Origin of the sequence: Bacillus thuringiensis (genome assembly GCF_001182785.1) — a bacterium.
GTDB classification, from domain to species: Bacteria; Bacillota; Bacilli; order Bacillales; family Bacillaceae_G; genus Bacillus_A; species Bacillus_A thuringiensis_S.
Genome location: NZ_CP012101.1, coordinates 290,288 through 308,318, shown reverse-complemented (window position 1 = coordinate 308,318; position 18,031 = coordinate 290,288). Strand labels below are relative to the sequence as shown.

Genomic DNA, 18,031 nt, shown 5'->3' with positions numbered 1-18,031 from the left:
TGATGGGCATGTGTTCGTATGCACTACCTGAGATATCAAATACAGTTTTCTTATGATAATGATGTGATTTTTGTCCGTTTTTATTAAGTAAGTAAAACAAATGAAGAAAGCTTTTCTTTAATTGGTTGAATTAATCTTGTATTTGCTATTCAAAGAAATTGTAAAGAATGAATCTAATAAATGCTCTCATAAATTGTATCTTATTTTCGTTTTGAAAATATTGTGAATCGGTCTTCTTTTTCTTATCAAAACAAATCCCTAACATCGATTATGTTAGGGATTTGTTCGATACTTTCTTGGAATTTTAAAAATAGGTTTATTTTTCCATAATTATGCTCTCTATCATCAATTTTTGGTTCTATATACCAAAAATTGTGGTATACTTACATATATACGATTTATATGTGTAAAATGGTTGCTTTACTAGTCATCCATTCAGGAACAAGAGACCCGTTCTATATTAGAACGGGTCTCTTGTTTTATTTGATTTGTATTTTCACTTATATAATCAATCAGAATTTGAATCGTACGAACAGATACCTCGTCAAAAATTTGAATACCGAATTTCTATTCAAGATTCATCATTGGTTCAACAACATTCAAATCCAATCAGTCTAAAGCGTTCTGTAAAGGAGTTTGTTTATTAATCAAAGATTAATGAACATTCGGGGAAAAGAAAAGGATCTCCTTATTTTAGAATGAAGGAGATCCTTTTCTAGAATATGTCAGTTATTTGTAAAGCTTATGTCATGATATGCAATAGATTTTGTGAGTAAGTTTTTATTTTTCGCAATGATGTTGATTTTTCTTTAGAATCGTTAACGGTTATATCCTTGATTACATGTACAGCCAGAGTTATGACCTTGGTTACACGTACAACCGGAATGCAGGTCATCATTGTGAATATAATTTTGATTATACATATTACTAGTGTCTTGGTTATAGTTGTTTGTATATTCTTGGTGATACACATCGCTCGTATTCTGATTATAATTTCCATTATAACTTTGCTCATACATATTACCCGTGTGCGGGTTATTATTGCTAGTATAGCCTTTCATACAAATCAACTCGATGCTATCTATATAAAACGTACCTTCGGTTTCTCCCATCTCTATTCGTACACGATCACTTTCTGGGAATACCTCTGCTGTTTTTGTCATATATCCTTCTTCACAAGAAGTGAACTTCAGTGTTTCCTGATTGCCATTACAATCCATCATCGTTACATACCCTTTTCCAGGTCCTTCTTTTTTGGCAAGCACACGTAACACATATCCATGATGGTCTTGGACATGCAAGTTTTGAGATGCCCCCGCACTCCAATTTGATAGAACTAATACAGAAGATCCATTCATCTGTTGTACCGTTGCCTTCCCTGTTGCGTGCCATCCCGTTAACCCCTGTGTAAAGTCACCATTTGTTATGACATTCCGTGCATCATATAAATAGCGTGCTTGCATGATACGCGCGTTTAACCCTTGATATACATCATAGTTCATACCTGGAGCATCCGGTAACACAGCATGGTTTACATAGGGAATCGACTGTACCAACTGATCGGCATTCTTAATATAATCTAAAGTAATATGATAGTGTAACTCTTGTGTACTTGTAAATAATCCATCTACTGCCTGTTTTGCTGGGTCATAGGCTTGTTGTGTTTCAAAGCGTTTTTTCTCCATGTGCTGATTCCATTTCTTTTCCTTATGTTTCACATGTGCCAACGCTTCACCTGTTAATGGGCCTTCTTCAATTACTTCTAGATTCCCTAATGTAGCGTATCCATCTGGATTAGAAATTTTAAATAAGACATCAATACCTACGTTTGTATTTGTATCTAATTCGCCTGTGTCAATATGAAAATCAAATGGATGACGATTGTGACACTTCATATGCTTTTTACCTCGATCGGGCTGGCATGCATACCTATCAGAAGCATATCCATCTGTTACTGGTATAGGATACCCTTGGCTCACATACTGGGACGATGATTCGCAGCGATAATCTCCACATGAAGAGGTAGGCTGCATATAGGCCAAATCATTGGGAACATCCATAATGGCATCAATTTCTTTCCCGTAACGTGTTACCACTAATTTCAGATCTTTACTACTCCCCACAAACCCTCTTACTCGATACCGTGTATAGGGTTTTAATTTGGATTCATCTATTTTTTGATAGATATAGGTTGGGAATAGAGTTCCATATATGTCTCTTGCTCCACGCATCTGAAGAAAGTTTCCTTTAAAAATAGAATTATTGGATCCGATGATAATATCATTACCGAATGTCCAATCATTTCCAGAAAAGTCTCCAAATTCTCCATTTTGAAGTAGATTACGAGATTGACTAAGGTATTTTGCATGTTTTACTTCATCCCATAACATCATTTTCTCTTGTGAATGTTGTTCATCTGACATACATTCTATAGAAATTGCCGCCTGATCTATTTCATGATCTGTCGTTTCTATTTTCAACATGTTTTTCGCCCCACTTGTAAACATAAGATTCACAACCTTTTTCGCTTTTTTTGAACAGCTATACCATCTACTTTAGTAAATACTTTGTGCTACTCGATACATAAATCATTCACTGCTGTCTGTGATTTTTCTAAACTTTAGTTCACTGTACAAGCTACTACATCTTGATCCATTGGATAAAATTCGATTCTGTCAATAATTAATTGATAATTTGAGGACGCAACTGCTTGTTGAATAGATATAGTTATTATTGTATTTGCAGGTAAAGTCATTGTAATAATTTGAGAATACTCTTTATATTTAAACTCCTCGTATTTTAAATCTGTTGGTATTATATTATTAAGTCTTGAAAATGTACTTTCTGTAATAAATGATGTACCGTAAGTAGTACCACTTAATACATATGATAAATTCACTGTAAATTGACTATTTGCAGCATATCGCATGCGTAAACCATAACGTCTGGAAGCTCCAGTAAAGCTACCTGTTTTACATTGGATTTGCATTCTACCGGCTTCAAGATTATTGTTTAGAAGAGCAACTAAATCTCCTCCTGTATGACCAGGACCTGCAATTACTCTAGCTGGTGAAGTCAAAGAGTAAGCTTTAACAGCAGGAATTTGTGTAATTCTATTTGGAACAATTAGATTATCAGGATCTACACTAGTATGTGTCCAAGCAAATGAATATCCAAAATCATGCGATGGGTATATTCCTCCAATTTGAGTGTATATCATTTTAATATCAGATAGTATATGTTTTGTTTGTTTAATAGAAATATTATTTGATGTTGATGCATTTTGTGGACCATTCATATATGATGTTATAACAGAACTTAATTGTATATTTGAAGAATATTCTTTATTTGGTCGCGAGTTACCATAATAGTCACTTATATAAAAGGTTATCTTAGGTATTCCGGATATTGAATAACAATCATTTGGATGACGATATTGTGTCAGAAATAATTTATAAACAAACTGATTATCAAAGCTTATTAGTGGTGTTGTTTTTGTACCAAGAATCCCTTGAAATGGACCAGCAAATTCAGGTCCATTTTGTGGGGTATAACTAAGTGCAGCATGAAGACCACACAATGAAGCTACCTCTAAAGCTGGATTGAATCTTTCACTTTTTGTATAAGGATCTAATTTTTTTAACCAGGTAAATAATGATGGGGGATGTGTAAGTGAGTTTTCCCATGTTTCTATGTTACCTTTTGGAAGTCTTTCTGAATAGAATGATGGCATATAAACTTTTCTAGTAAGTTCTGTTTGTGTTTGTATTGGATAGATACATATATCGTAATTTGGAAATAATGCAACTAAATCTAATGCACCTAAAGTCGCCACTCTACGATATCCATTATATATAGACCATTGGATATCGGATTTATTTTTGAGGATATTTAAACTGTTTCTATATGTTTCTGCACAATAATTAGTATAATTTTTTATTTTCAATTTTAAATCTTGATAATAGTCTTTTGAACTAAACGGAGATATAGATCTGTTATTTATATCTTCTAACCATTTATCTCCATTTGCGGCCCCTCTTTGGTATAAAATCAAATCAATATTAGCAGTTTGTGCATAGAGATTTAGAAAAGCGGGTCTATTTTCGGCAGCTATTAAGAATCGCTCTTGAAGTCGGATAATTTGATTTTTAACAGAGTTAAATTCAGTTGTGACAGCTATTGCATTAGCTCGAGTTCTATTGAGATCCCAAGTTGCAAACTTAGTTTCAAAGTCCTGCATCATGGTTTTTAGCGCATTGTACTCTGCCTGTACGTCATTCCCTATAATTTCTATTGCATCTCTGCCTAATTCCGGTCTGAAAAGTTGCAATCCTTGTTTTGTGAACTCTTTCCATATCGGTGTTGTGTCATTTGGCCAAAGAATAGGTATTATTGTTGAAAAACTACTTAAAAATAATCCTACAGCTGCTCCTGGACCAGGCATAGCGCCGAATATAGAGCCAAGTACCCCTATAAAGGCAGCGACATAATCACTATCAGTCTCTACAGGAGTACAAAGTGGAGTAATAGTTTGACACATATTAAGCCAATCTTTATAACTTGTATTTTGTAAAGGAACTTGTGGATTATTTGCTAGTGGGCACCTTGGATAACGATTAGACATAGTAGAATTTTTTTGTGAGGCATCCAATATTTCATATTCATTTGTATTTTGATAAGAGTTCATCTTTTTCACTCCTTATATAGTCCTTATTCTTAAGACACCTAACAAGTATATGCCAGGTGCCTTTTTATATATTCGTAATGCCCCTATGTATTCCTGTAACAATGTTTCTACAAATAAGTCCATTATTTTTAGTAAGGGTATTAATCTTTTAAACCTTCTCTTTATGTATTGCATGTACTTATTAAAGCCTCAGATTTCTGTAGAGCAATTTTTTTGTTGTTTTTAAGGGTGAGGAAAGATGCATTCACTTTTATATGAACAAAATTCACACTTGGATGTTTCTTCCCATTCCTCGAAAAAAGAGAGGGATACGAAATAGAGTGTTGTAGATATCTAATTATTCGTCATTGAAAGAAATTGTAGAAAATAAATCCGAACATGTATTGGACTTATTTTACTTTTTCTAGGGAAACCCGAATTATGGGCATTTTACCTGTGTCCATAAACAGTGTACAATTATGTATGTTCAGATATCCATCTAAAATTAAATTATTAAACAGGGAGAGACTACAAATTGAAAATTGGTTATGTTCGTGTATCAACTGTAGTTCAAAATTTGGATTTACAAATAGATGCTTTAAAGGCGTATGGATGTGATGAAATATTTGAAGATAAGTTGAGTGGCATCGCTGGAAAAAGGCCCGGCCTTGAAAAAGCTCTTCAATATGTGAGACCTGGTGATTCTCTTGTAGTCTGGCGACTTGATCGTTTAGGGAGAACGATGCATCATCTTATCCAAATTGTAAATGAATTAAATGAACAGGGCGTTAGTTTCTATAGTGTACAAGAAAATATCACGATGGATCGCTCTAGCGCTACAGGACAATTAATGTTTCACTTATTTGCTTCTTTTGCAGAATTTGAAAGAAACCTCATTCGTGAACGGACAGAAGCGGGACGAATTGCTGCAAGGGCTCGGGGACGTTTTGGTGGAAGACCTGAAAAATTAGGAGAAAAAGAACAACAAATGATACAAACACTCGTGTCTAAGAAAACCCCCATTAAAGATATTGCGCAAATATTAAAGATTTCTCGTACAACAGTGTATCGTTATTTACAGAAATAGGAGGAAATTCAGATGGCGACGAGAGAGGTTCTTACTCAAGCACAACGAGAATACTTTTATGAATTATCAGAACAGATGAGTGAACGAGAGCGGATACGATACTACACATTATCTGAAGAAGATATACAAATCATCCGTCAGCAACGTGGCGCAACGAATCAATTAGGTTTTGCGGTTCAATTGGCCTATTTACGATTTCCTGGTCGACCATTCGCTTCTGGAGAAAAAATACCCGATTTTCTTGTTTCGTTACTTGCAAAAAGATTAGGAATCGTGCCTGCAGCTATACATAATTATGCGAAAATTCGCGATACAACAAGGAGAGAACACATCAGCAAAATTCGAAAACATTTTGGATTCCGTTCTTTTACCTTACGAGAATATCGAGAATTAGCAAATTGGCTTCTTCCAACTGCTATGGGCACCGAGAAAGGCCTAATTTTGGTTGATCTTTTAATACAAGAAATGCGAAAAAGAAAAATCCTTCTTCCTGCCATGTATGCCATAGAACATTTAGTTTGGGCAGTATGTGAACGTGCAGAAAGGCAAACGTTTAAAAAGTTAACAAAAGCGTTATCTCCACAACAACTTTTACAATTAGACCAGCTATTAACAAAGTCTGCCGACAAACATATTACGAATTTATCCTGGTTAAGAAAACCACCTGGAACGGTTTCACTTAAAATTTTTCATAAAATATTAGACCGCATTCAATTTATTCAAAAGCTCGCATTACCATTAGAAAACGGACAAGGGTTCTGTTGCAAAGTTTTCTAAACGAAATTAAAATGTAAGAAAAATGATTCGAGGAGCATGATGCATGAGATATTTTAAAGGAAAACAGTTCAAGAAAGATATTATTTTGGTAGCCGTCGGCTACTACTGTCGTTTTTCTTTAAGTTATCGAGATGTATCTGAACTTTTGAGAGAACGTGGAATATCGGTTCATCCTACAACCATTATGCGTTGGGTGCATGAATATGGCAATTTGATCTATCAAATTTGGAAGAAGAAAAATAAATCAGCACATTTCGCATGGCATTTAGATGAAACCTACATCAAAGTCAAAGGAGAGTGGTGTTATCTTTATCGTGCGATTGATCGAAAAGGATACACCTTGGATATTCAACTTCGTAAAACAAGGGAACATCAAGCCGCTTATATGTTTATGAAAAGGTTAGTGAAAGCTTTTGGAGAACCAACAGTTCTCACAACAGACAAGGCTCCAGCTCTACTTTGTGCGCTCAAAAAACTGAAAAATAATGGTTTTTATGTGCATACGAAACATTGTACTGTTAAGCATTTCAATAATCTCATCGAACAAGATCATAGACATATCAAGCGACGTTTTGTCAAATCCGCAGGATTTCAAAACCTCCGCCATGCTTCACGTACAATCAAAGGAATCGAAACCATTCATGCCCTTTACAAACGAAGGCGAAGTTTTTCACAAGACTTCGCCTTTTCGGCATACCAGGAATTACAACAGTTAATGATGATGGCTTAAATTCTATCCCTAATGTATCGACCTATGTATACTTTTTTTAAACTTTGCAGCAGAACCAAAATTTTGCTTTTTTTTGCTGCCGATAAAATACTTTATATTAATCCCACATAATAAATAAGACATTCATATACAAAGAGGAGGCTTTTGTCACAGTAAATGTGTGATTTACATATTCTATTTTATGCTGTGATAACGAGGAGGCTATTTATGAATAATTCAGATATGATGCTACGTTTACTTACAGATTTGAAGATAGAACACCAAGAATTGAAAGAACAGTTAGAAAAATTACAATTAAAGCTGACATCTCTTGAAGAAAAAAACTCGAATAAAAAAACAATTGTTGCAAAACAAAATCGGATTTCTGGATTTCCAACATCTTTTCATGATTGGAGAAAATCTACTCAAAAAAATAAATACTAAATTAAACCTTGAAATTATCCTTCCCCCTGTTTTTGGGTGTAAGTGCTGGCTCATCATGTAAAGGCGAAACTCCACATAGCATTGACTATATGAAAAAGGAATTGTACTTTGAACAGAAAAAGCAATTCGGCTGGTACAATTGCTAATCCAATTCAAGCAACTTGCCCCTATTCGGCTTAGCGAAAGTTAAAAACCAGCCGAAAAAATTTTTGGCAAATACAACCTTGTTCCTTATATAGAGAGTAAGAATAAACAAGCTTTATTTAAGTTTAAAATAGGGCTAAATAAAAGTAATTTAAATCAGAAAAAGACAATCAAGTGGGTGTCTTTTTCTTGTTTTTAGATGTAATTGTTGATTCGTTGTATGAGGATGAAACTTCATATAATATTAATCCCAAAAAAATCATACTTTTGGCTTTTATATAGATAGTGAAAAAGAAATACCATGTTCACCTTAATCGATTTATTAAGATTTACTTTCATTTCTTTAATTTCCTTAATTTCGCATCAAATCCCTTAATATCCTCTAAATATACAATAAAAGAACACATTCAAAACAGGCTTAAAAATTAGGGTCTTCAAGTCGGAGGAAGGCACCTTTGGGTGTCTTTTTTTGTACAATTACTTGAAAACCGACTGTTTCCGGAGTTCACTTCAATTAATGAGCAAAAGATTCATATGGAAAAAATCTCTCTCAAAATTATTATTTTGCTACATCACACGTTTAAATTTCTGTTCTCTTTTCATGACATAAATTTTATTCATTTTTTCACATATAAACTCCTGTCCTAAACTTTTAGTGCCTTATTCTCACATCATAGTTATGTAAATCCTAAATAGAAAGAGGGGAAATTTCTATGCAACGTGATATTCAAAAAGCAGTTGAGGAACTAAAAAGTGCAGGAATGGAAGATTTTTTACATCAGGATCCCTGTCAATTTGATTGCGATGAAGATTGTTCCTCAAAAGAAAGCTGTAGATGCCCGAAAACCAAATGTAATCATGTAAAGAAATGGACGTTTGTATCAAAATGTACTCGTATAAAGAAATGGACATTTGTAACAAAACGCATTCGCGAAAAAAAATGTACGTTTGTTACAAAGCGTGTTCGCGTGAGACAGCGTAAATGTGTTACAAAATGTATTCGCTTTGAGAAAGAATGCTACTGGACAAAAAAATGTATCTGCAAAAAAAATATAACCTTCCATCGCGATAATAATAAACCTAATAATCATTGAGATCCCGTAACTGGTTTTTTTACGAAATAATTCGTTAAGATTTATCTCATACAATGATATATGTATGTATAGGACTTTATTGTGAACTGCACCCCAATTGTTAGACACAGTCTAACAATTGGAGGTGCAGTTTTTCTATGGCTAAATTTACAGCTGATGAAAAAATACAAATCGTTCTACGTTATTTGAACGGAAATGAAAGTTATCGAGAACTGGGTAGATCGCTCGGTATAAGTGACACAATCATTTTGAATTGGGTAAACCAATATAAACAGAATGGTCTGGAAGCTTTTCTTAGACGTACTAAACTTTATGATTGAAAACGGTATGTCCTTATTTAAGACGGCAGCTATCTTTAATATTCCTGCCCCTTCAACGATTTCTGTTTGGAAAAAACAGCTCGAAACACAAGGAATTGATGCTCTTCAATCTAAGAAAAAGGGGCGTCCGTCCATGAAAAAAGATTCAAATAAACAATTAAAACAACCTTTAACTGAAGGGTCAGTCGAAGCACTTGAAGCACGCATTAAACAGCTTGAGATGGAAAATGAGTACTTAAAAAAGTTAAATGCCTTAGTTCAAAACAAGGAAAAATCACAAAACAAGACAAAGCGCAAGTAGTCTATGAATTAAGGCATAAATATTCGGTCAAGGCACTCGTGGAGCTAGCTACTATTCCTCGAAGCACGTATTATGATTTAGTAAAGAAAATGAATCGTCCAGATGTAGATGCCGATTTGAAAGCTGAGATTAAAGCGATTTATGAGGAAAATGAAGGTCGTTATGGTTACCGTCGCATTCGTGATGAATTAACGAATCGTGGCCAGAAAGTGAACCACAAGAAGGTTCAGCGCATTATGAAAGAGCTTGGGTTAAAGTGTGTTGTGCGTATGAAGAAATATAAATCCTATAAAGGAAAAGTCGGTAGAATTGCACCTAATATTTTAGAGCGTAATTTTCATACAGATGCACCGAATCAAAAGTGGGTAACAGACATCACAGAGTTTAAATTGTTTGGAGAAAAACTGTATGTATCACCTGTATTAGATTTGTATAATGGTGAAATTATTACCTATACAATTGGTTCTAGACCGACGTATTCGCTTGTTTCAGACATGTTAGAGAAAGCATTGGAACGTTTACCCGAAACCCACCAGCTACTGATGCATTCGGATCAAGGATGGCATTATCAAATGAGACAGTACGTCCGGACACTTGAATCAAGAGCTATCGTCCAGAGTATGTCTCGAAAAGGAAACTGTTACGACAACGCAGTAATAGAAAATTTCTTTGGGATTATGAAGTCGGAGTTCCTCTACATAAAAGAATTTGAAAATGTAGAGCACTTTAAAATAGAATTAGAAAAATATATAGATTATTATAATACGAAACGGATTAAGGCAAAATTAAAAATGAGCCCGGTACAATACCGGACTCACTTTTATCAAGCTGCCTAATGAAATAACCGTGTCTAACTTTTAGGGGTCACTTCAAGGATATTCTTTTTTCAACGGTTACATTCAACCTGGTACCATCAAAATCTGGTTTCGGATTTTATATGCCGTCACTATAGGTCGTTTAGGAAAAATACAGAAAATCTGTATGAGGTGTGTTTTCCGCCACTTCTCACAATACAACTATAACACGGAAATTCAAAAATAACCGGCACATTTTCTGCCAAGAAACAGTCAAGACTCTGCCAACTTTTTCACTATTCTCATTTCAAATTTTTCAATTTGCTCTGTTATTTGCACTCTAATCCCTAATAACTCATGCTCTTTTGCCTTTTGTTTTTTTCTAATTAGCCACTCTGGATAAGCCAAGTCCTCTAATATCATTCTATAATAATTTGGATTTATCCTTAAAAGATTCGGTTTTTCGCCCTGCAACATTTTATACTCAACCAATTCACACAGTAGCTCTTCGCAAGCCAATCCATCATCACCTCATATTAAGTATATTTAACTACTATACAGAATCTCATCATTTTATGCTTGTCAGTTACACATATCTTATATTGCATTTAACTGAGCACTTCGCTGAATCCCTTGATATTATTAAATTCATTTAACTTTCTCTTTTGAATTGCACAGTACGCAATTTATGAGTGACTGTATAGATTTTTTTAAAAAGCAATGCTTAGATTTTAAACCTAGTCATTGCTTTATCCATTACATCTTAGTTTACACCTATATAACGTAACGTGACCTTCTATGACGAGAGATTGAATATTTCCATGAGTAATACATTTTTGGCTTGCATGTACATGTGATACCCGTACGTCTTTCTCAACGTATGTGTGTCTATTTCATCTGATCCAAACTCTGATGCTGCTCCGTTTACTATCTTATATGTCACGCTACGACTCCTACATTGTCCACTTTGTAATAAATACTCATTGTCTTCTCTTTCTTCAATAAACCAACTAAGTTCGCTTCTAAGAGCTGCAGTAATTTGTATTCGTTTCTGTTTCCCTGTTTTCTTTTCCCTCATAAAGATATGACTGCCTCTGACATCCCCTACTTTCAATTTCAAAATATTTGATATTCTGAGATCCATATTAATGCCCATAATGAATAAAATATAATTTCGTACACTCTTCTCCTTATAATACTCTTTTAGCTGCTTTATTTCCTTTGGATCATGTATCGACTGAAAAATTTCATTATCCATTACCTTCATTCTCTCTCGTAAACTTCTAATCCAAGTACAAAAGCGAGCTTATAAAAAGCTTTGGACTTCTAACGTCTATAAGTACGCTCTTACATTTCAATTTCGTTATAAAACATATAACTACATACATCCTCTTCTTCTAAATAACATTTATAAATATTATCCCTTTGGATAATTCCTACATGCCCGTTTCCTAATGGATTTATAAACTGATCAATACGTAATGATATTCTTTCAAGGCATTCTTCTTGTTTACTTTGTTGAATATTTGTCATGGAAACATCTTCTAATGGCTTACCAACTGCATGTGTAGGAACGTGCTCACGCATTTCATAAGAAAGAGAGATTTTCATTTCTTTACGCATCATCCCAAATTGTCTATGTATACGTACACTTTCCAACACGCTTTCTAATTCCTCTTGTGTTGCTTCTCTATCGATTTTTAGAAAGAAAGATAATTGTTTAGTTATGTATGACCACTCCTTTGTATTATTAAATTACTTTTGTCTTAACGTCCAACGTCTACGTTCCTAACAAAATCTATTCCTCCCCATTAAATCTTCAATTTCACGAGCGCTTAATTTCTCTTTTCGTTTTTTCTTATTTTTCTTTTTAACTTGTTTTGATTGCTTTTTCCATTCACATAGCTGATCTCTTAGTGACTTCATTTCCCCATCCCCCCTTTCAAAATAAAAGAGGACACCATTTCTTAAGACAGCTGTAATAACTGTTTTAAAAATTGGTGTCCTCTAGTTTTCTAGCCGGACTTTTTTCCATTCTTCTACTCAAAACTTATATGATACACGCTTTACTTTCCCTTCAATTAATTTTAAATTATGCTTTAACTTCCTTTATTTCTTCATTTTCTTCATCTTGTATTACTTTCAATGTACTTAACATCAATTTGTAAAATGTATAATTATTTGTATAATCTATTTCTTTATAACTTTTCTTCATTTGATTTACTATAAAAGAGCCTTTATGATACTTCTCTATATACAAAATACTTTTTGACGCCCAAACTCCAAAATTTACTGAATCAAAATATAATCTATCCTCGGATTGCTTTACCTCAGATTCTAATGCTTCCCCTAATTTTATTAAATGATATAGCATATATTGTACTCCCTCCTTCTAGTTCATGTACCAATTCGACAGTAAATTAGCGCATCCTACCAATTTTGATAAAATATTTTTCGCTATGAAATTACAAAAACATTTATATGCTGCTTAAAAGGATCACTTTGTTGAGTTTTGAATACTTTCATTGTCACTCCTACTACGACTTTTTCATATGTTATTGTGAGGCCGCTTCCATTCAGAGTCGAGCTTATTCATTTTATTCCTTAAAAACCTTCCTGAAAGTCCCTGCAATATACACTCAAGGAAAGAGCACTGTTCAAAGGTGCTCTTTTTATTTTTGCAAATCTGAATACCCTTTAATACATATCGCATACTATACATGGGCAATAAGCCGGTACTCAAATAATCCTCCCTTGTATTTCTTCACTTCTTTTTTTAGAGCAGTTAGCTTTTTGCTAGCTGTTTTTTAGTACGGACACCTACTTAATAGCAGCGACATAAACTATTTTGAACCTTACTTTTCGCATCATTCAATTGTTCATGACTCACAAACATAACATAATGAATGACGGCATTTTATAAAACGAGAACTCTGGCACAAGTGCTCGTTTTAGTTTGTTGATTTTCTATAAAATGAAATTTTTATTATGTTATTTCCACATAAAATGTTATGTCTTGTACATATTATAACTGTAATTTAAAGTTACATACCCGCGCTTTTAGGGCCTAATTTCTTTTGTACAGCAAGCAATTAGCTAATTAGGGCTTACTGCTTTGTTGTGACAATAAGATTTTTATTTCTCAACAATCATTATTGGAATTAAATTTAGGATTAATTAACTATAAGAAAATTAATTTTATGTTATAACTAAAAATAATTCTTGAATATATGTAAATGGTTTTTCTTTATCTTTTTTCTTAAATGATACAGAAGTTAGTTATGGGGAAATTAACCAAACGTATGTGTATAATATTTTAGCTATGAAAAAATGTTTGAGATATGGGATGGTTACAAGGATCCATGGTCTGCTTTGCTAAATTATATTATCACTATATAGATATTATATAACAAAGAAAAATCACCTAATTTCATAGGTAATTGGGGTACGGAAACGATTCGAGGTATGAAGGGCCACTCTGGGAAAGTATTCAAATTGATACAATAAAAAACGTAGAAAATAATTATTTCTACGTTTTTTATGTTTACCTAAGTTCTTTTTAGTTATTTTACAACAATATAGTACTCATCTGGACTTTTTTTGTGCATCCTGAAAATTTTCTAAAATTAAATCAGCATATGAACCTAGCATTTCTTTACTTTCTCTAAAAAATTCCCATTCTATTTTTACAGAAGTGTCGATCCATCCAGTAAGACAATCCCATAAAGCATCAGCATTCTCCCCATAATAATCAGGTAAGTCTAATTGATCTTTTTAAATTTTATGCAGCATCTCTTTGCTAGTAAATTTACGTCCATCTAATTGTATCGTTTCCATAATGAATATCCTCTCTATTTTATCTCGGTAAGGGTTTTATAATGATCTGAAGTCCTATACACCAAGCCATCAATAAAAATTTAATTCTTCTACTTTTTCAATAAATAAGGTGTTCATTTAAATGCTATGTATAAAAGAGGTAGGAATATTTAATTCCTACCTCTTTTATAAGTTAATCAGATTTATTACTATTACAACTCTTCAAATTTATCAATTTCAGCTTTACGCTTTAAAAATATTTCAATATCTTTATTATCTCTTTCCATTAAACCAAGAGCATGTCTATCATTTAAAGCTAATTCTTTATAACCCCATATATATTCTATTGTTGTCGCTTTACTATCTTTATGATCCGCAAAATACCATTCTAAAGGTTGTAAAGGATTAGATACTTCAAATAATTCGGCTGGGTACCAAAAGGCAAGTTTTCATTTTCACCTAAGATTAGATAGTCTAATTCTCCATCAAATGAACTAATACCATAAATCACATATTCCTTATGGATTTCTAAATTTATAATCGAGTCTGTATTATTGCAAGTCGCTCTTCTAATGTATTTGCAGTAGTTCTACCTGTAGAGCCTCTTCCTAATATTTTCACTTCATGTTTTGTATTCTTTGCAGCCGCTTCTAGTGCTTTACCTTTCTTCTCAAGGTCGGCAACCTTTCCAAAAACTTTACCAACAACTCGTGTTGTACCACCAGATACGACAGCCAGTGTCCCCCATGCATAATCTTCTGGACCATATTTTTGACCTGTTACTAAGTCTTCCCCTTTTATGAGTTGTCCAATTTCTTTTCCTGTACCAATTATAGGCGTAATACCCAATACGAAAGATAAATCTCCATCATTCTTACAATCATATACTCTAGATGGATCACCACCTAAATCACATAGTGCATTACTCAAGTCAATATTTCCAATGTTTTTGGATGCTGCAGGTACATCAATTTTATAACTCGCAATTTTATTATCAGAGTCCATCATGTTATTAGCAGCATCTAATCCAGACATAATATCTGTATGTAGTGTCGGAAATGCTTGTTGAGCTTCTGCAACATGCGTTGAGACACTATTAATTAGTCCATCAGCCATTACTGCTTGTTTATGAAGTGATGCCCCAGTTTTTTGTACTGAATCTCCAAACTTATGAAAATTTTGATTTACTAAGCGTAAATCACTGGCCATTTGTTTATATTCAGGTAGTCTGTTTTTAAATCCTTCCTGCATGGCAGTAAGTTGCTGTCCATAGTCGCGAACACCGTCTGCAAATTTTTCTATTTCACCTTTTAGTAATGTGAATGGATTTTTATTGGTTCAACGGTGGCCTCAATCCTGAATGTAATATTAAATTATCTTCTGATTTTTGGTAACTTTGGTTTTCCGAAATTAGGAATAAGTGGTTCGGCAATAGCAACTATAATTGCTTTAAGTATAAATTTAATTTTTTATATGTATTTGTGTAGAAAACAATTAAAAATTACTTTTCTAAACTTTAAAATATATATTAATAATTTAAAGTTCTTATGTAAAAAGAGCACTTCTCTAGTTGGTCAAGAGATTTTAGAAGGCGGTATTTTCATTATAGGTGTAAATGCTATGATTGCTCGAACAGGAGATATACAGTTATCAGGATATTTATTAATTTCTCAAATTTTAAGTATTATTTTAATTTCAATGTATATGTATTATTCTTCCATTTTAACTCTAGTTAATGAAAGGTATGGATCTAAACAATTAATGGATTTAAAGGAACTTCCTAGGGTGACCTTAGGACTTATTATGGTATTTTACATAGTTTTAAGTATTATTTTTGTATTTTTAAAATATGAGGTTGTAGCCTTTATTGCAAATGATACAAATTTAATTAATTATGCTACAAGTATACTTACCTTTATTATAATAGCCAATATCTTTAATCCGTTACATAATGTTTATAAATATGCTTTACAAACTATAGGGCAAAGTAATTATGTTTTAATAAAAACAGATATAATAAATTTAATTACTTTTGTAATGATGGTTATGACCATTTATGTGTTCAACTTGAATATATTTGGTGTTTTTATTAACTTATTTTTTAATTATGTAATGTTATCAATTATATTTTCTAGAAAATATAAAGGGATTCTTAATGGTATCGAGGGTAATAAGAAAAAAATTCTTGCTTAAATTTAATGGCTGTTCTCAATATCCTACATGTACACATACAGAGCCAATCAATACGTGAGCTGTGATGAAAATCCAGCCCTTTTTCCTTTTTTTGAAAGAATGTATTAAAAAAATGAGGCTTGATTTAAAAACGACTTTTCAAATTTGTTTATTTTGCTTTTTGATGAAGAATTTGATGTAATTTGGTCTAATTCGTTATAAAAACGCATATGGAGGTATATACAGGCTTTACATGTGTTTTTAGGGTTTTTAGGAAAAATAAAAAGGGTAGTCATGATAATAATAAAAAGTGGTTAAATTTATAAAACAGTTTCCATTTACTTCTGATAACGAAATTTATGTAAATAAACTAGCATTGGTCTAGCTTTTATTTTTAGAAATTTAATGCAAAAAAAGAATCCTTATTATAAGGATTCTTTAACAATAAATGACAGATATATAACAATAAAAAGAATTACTTATATTATAGTTTATATAGTAATAGTATAATATCGGGACATATTTACATAAATCCAGTATGTATTACGTAGCAATTGTAGAAATGGCTTGTTTATAGACTAGCTGTCGCTTACTATAAGTTGTGTCCAAACGAACAATTTTCTTTTTTTGATATGGTGATCCATGCCCATCAGCTTAAGAATCCTCTCTACTTCGTCATAAAGTTTTTATGTCTAAAGATAAAATAAAAAAATCTTACCACTCAAATGTTTTAAAGTTAATGATATTGGCTTAATTTTTAAAGTATAAACTACTATTGATGAACCGTCACAATTACTCCGTCCATATTGTTCCCTGAAATTTCATAATGCTGATTTATCGGGACATTAATGGTCGTATTGTTTGAAACTTTATAATAAGAAACTTTATACTCTTCCCCCTCAACATTAGTTGAAATCTCCTTTTTTTCCTTCAAGAAATCTAAGTATTCTTCTAAAGTAAATTTCTTTTCTTGCATGATTGCGCTATGAGGCAAACCGACGTAACGTATATGCCATGGCTCATATTGAATGCCTGTAATGTTACTTTTATTTTTCGGGTAGCGTAACACAAAACCGTGCTTCCACACATTTTCTTCAATCCATTTTCCTTCAGGAGCTTTCTCCATTTTCTCTTGAGTTGACCCAACGTCCAGTGATAACCCTAAATTATGTTCACTATATCCTGGTGGGAGTGCATAATCAGAGCCCATTTCTTCATATAACTGTCTTTGCTCTTGAAAATCCCGATAGCCGCTACTAATCAAAAAATGATTAACACTTTCTTTTCCTGCCGCATCTATAACGTTCAAAAACTTATTCACAATATCCTTTGATAAGCGAATATTTCTATCCAATACACCATAGCCTCTTACTAATTCACTATTTTGAGCTACATTTATAATATCAGACCTAACACTATCTTCCTTAACTGAATAATCTTTGTTAACTAATAATAAATCCCCTTTATAAATTTGTTCTTCTGTAACCTCTATCTTTTTAATATTTGCAGCTTTTTCCTTATCATCTTTTTCTGCAATTTTAACATCAATCTCCTTTTGAAATAATGGTGATATATAAAAGCCTCCCCAGACTATACATAATATAAAAAGAGAAATAAATACCCACTTTTTCATTTCTAGTTCCTCCTTAACGTAACTTACGTATAGAATAGAAGAAATTATTAAAATAAAAAGTGGGGTAAAGTTTA

10 protein-coding genes and 8 pseudogenes are annotated in these 18,031 nt (G+C 32.8%); 7 read left to right on the top strand and 11 right to left on the bottom strand.

Annotated features, from left to right (window positions below; all coding sequences use genetic code 11):
• Nucleotides 1-818: 818 nt before the first annotated feature.
• Complete coding sequence (locus AC241_RS30930; protein WP_050845579.1) at nucleotides 819-2,507, bottom strand: hypothetical protein; 1,689 nt, start codon at nucleotides 2,505-2,507, stop codon at nucleotides 819-821.
• Nucleotides 2,508-2,620: 113 nt separating this feature from the next.
• On the bottom strand, nucleotides 2,621-4,687 hold the full coding sequence (locus AC241_RS30925) for an insecticidal delta-endotoxin Cry8Ea1 family protein (RefSeq protein WP_050845578.1): 2,067 nt from the start codon (nucleotides 4,685-4,687) through the stop codon (nucleotides 2,621-2,623).
• Between the two features lie 514 nt (nucleotides 4,688-5,201).
• Here AC241_RS30925 and AC241_RS30920 point away from each other — a divergent pair.
• The 6 genes and pseudogenes from AC241_RS30920 to AC241_RS34050 all read left to right on the top strand — a co-directional run bounded on the left by AC241_RS30920 (nucleotide 5,202) and on the right by AC241_RS34050 (nucleotide 10,378).
• Nucleotides 5,202-5,753 (top strand): recombinase family protein, encoded by a 552-nt coding sequence (locus AC241_RS30920; RefSeq protein ID WP_050845577.1) that lies wholly within the window; start codon nucleotides 5,202-5,204, stop codon nucleotides 5,751-5,753.
• A gap of 12 nt (nucleotides 5,754-5,765) precedes the next feature.
• Nucleotides 5,766-6,506, top strand: a pseudogene (locus tag AC241_RS30915) (DUF4158 domain-containing protein); the annotation flags it as partial.
• A 67-nt stretch (nucleotides 6,507-6,573) separates the two neighbouring features.
• Nucleotides 6,574-7,260 (top strand): IS6 family transposase, encoded by a 687-nt coding sequence (locus AC241_RS30910; RefSeq protein WP_050845422.1) that lies wholly within the window; start codon nucleotides 6,574-6,576, stop codon nucleotides 7,258-7,260.
• 207 nt (nucleotides 7,261-7,467) lie between these two features.
• Entirely contained in the window at nucleotides 7,468-7,683 is a 216-nt protein-coding gene (locus AC241_RS30905) for a preprotein translocase (protein ID WP_050845575.1), read from the top strand.
• 857 nt (nucleotides 7,684-8,540) lie between these two features.
• Nucleotides 8,541-8,876, top strand: a pseudogene (locus tag AC241_RS30900) (CotG/ExsB N-terminal domain-containing protein); the annotation flags it as partial.
• Nucleotides 8,877-9,058: 182 nt separating this feature from the next.
• A pseudogene (locus AC241_RS34050) lies at nucleotides 9,059-10,378 on the top strand (IS3 family transposase).
• A gap of 231 nt (nucleotides 10,379-10,609) precedes the next feature.
• Here AC241_RS34050 and AC241_RS30885 read toward each other — a convergent pair.
• From AC241_RS30885 to AC241_RS34035, 8 genes and pseudogenes are all read right to left on the bottom strand, one after another.
• Complete coding sequence (locus AC241_RS30885) at nucleotides 10,610-10,855, bottom strand: hypothetical protein (protein WP_050845573.1); 246 nt, start codon at nucleotides 10,853-10,855, stop codon at nucleotides 10,610-10,612.
• Nucleotides 10,856-11,099: 244 nt separating this feature from the next.
• Nucleotides 11,100-11,594, bottom strand: a pseudogene (locus AC241_RS30880) (tyrosine-type recombinase/integrase).
• Between the two features lie 5 nt (nucleotides 11,595-11,599).
• A pseudogene (locus tag AC241_RS30875) lies at nucleotides 11,600-12,064 on the bottom strand (ArpU family phage packaging/lysis transcriptional regulator).
• A gap of 60 nt (nucleotides 12,065-12,124) precedes the next feature.
• Nucleotides 12,125-12,262 carry a hypothetical protein gene (locus tag AC241_RS35035; protein WP_050845572.1) on the bottom strand — a complete coding sequence of 46 codons (138 nt, stop codon included), beginning with the start codon at nucleotides 12,260-12,262 and terminating at the stop codon, nucleotides 12,125-12,127.
• 166 nt (nucleotides 12,263-12,428) lie between these two features.
• Nucleotides 12,429-12,710, bottom strand: a complete 282-nt coding sequence (locus AC241_RS30865) for a hypothetical protein (RefSeq protein ID WP_050845571.1) — start codon at nucleotides 12,708-12,710, stop codon at nucleotides 12,429-12,431.
• A 1,189-nt stretch (nucleotides 12,711-13,899) separates the two neighbouring features.
• Nucleotides 13,900-14,173: pseudogene (locus AC241_RS34045) on the bottom strand (barstar family protein).
• A 191-nt stretch (nucleotides 14,174-14,364) separates the two neighbouring features.
• Nucleotides 14,365-14,726, bottom strand: a pseudogene (locus AC241_RS34040) (hypothetical protein).
• 53 nt (nucleotides 14,727-14,779) lie between these two features.
• Nucleotides 14,780-15,181, bottom strand: a pseudogene (locus AC241_RS34035) (pre-toxin TG domain-containing protein); the annotation flags it as partial.
• Between the two features lie 315 nt (nucleotides 15,182-15,496).
• On the opposite strand from AC241_RS34035, the gene AC241_RS30850 reads away from it, so the two are divergent.
• Nucleotides 15,497-16,345: an MATE family efflux transporter gene (locus AC241_RS30850; protein WP_230690637.1), complete on the top strand. Its 849-nt coding sequence runs from the start codon at nucleotides 15,497-15,499 to the stop codon at nucleotides 16,343-16,345.
• A 751-nt stretch (nucleotides 16,346-17,096) separates the two neighbouring features.
• On the opposite strand, the gene vanY is transcribed toward AC241_RS30850, so the two are convergent.
• Nucleotides 17,097-17,957, bottom strand: coding sequence for a VanY-A/VanY-F/VanY-M family D-Ala-D-Ala carboxypeptidase (gene vanY / locus AC241_RS30845; protein WP_050845568.1), 861 nt, complete (start codon nucleotides 17,955-17,957; stop codon nucleotides 17,097-17,099).
• Nucleotides 17,958-18,031: the final 74 nt, after the last annotated feature.

Coding starts and splice junctions, on each gene's coding strand:
- AC241_RS30930 (WP_050845579.1), bottom strand. CDS start 2,507: ATGTTTACAAGTGGGGCGAAAAACATGTTGAAAATAGAAACGACAGAT.
- AC241_RS30925 (WP_050845578.1), bottom strand. CDS start 4,687: ATGAACTCTTATCAAAATACAAATGAATATGAAATATTGGATGCCTCA.
- AC241_RS30910 (WP_050845422.1), top strand. CDS start 6,574: ATGAGATATTTTAAAGGAAAACAGTTCAAGAAAGATATTATTTTGGTA.
- AC241_RS30905 (WP_050845575.1), top strand. CDS start 7,468: ATGAATAATTCAGATATGATGCTACGTTTACTTACAGATTTGAAGATA.
- AC241_RS35035 (WP_050845572.1), bottom strand. CDS start 12,262: ATGAAGTCACTAAGAGATCAGCTATGTGAATGGAAAAAGCAATCAAAA.
- AC241_RS30865 (WP_050845571.1), bottom strand. CDS start 12,710: ATGCTATATCATTTAATAAAATTAGGGGAAGCATTAGAATCTGAGGTA.
- vanY (WP_050845568.1), bottom strand. CDS start 17,957: ATGAAAAAGTGGGTATTTATTTCTCTTTTTATATTATGTATAGTCTGG.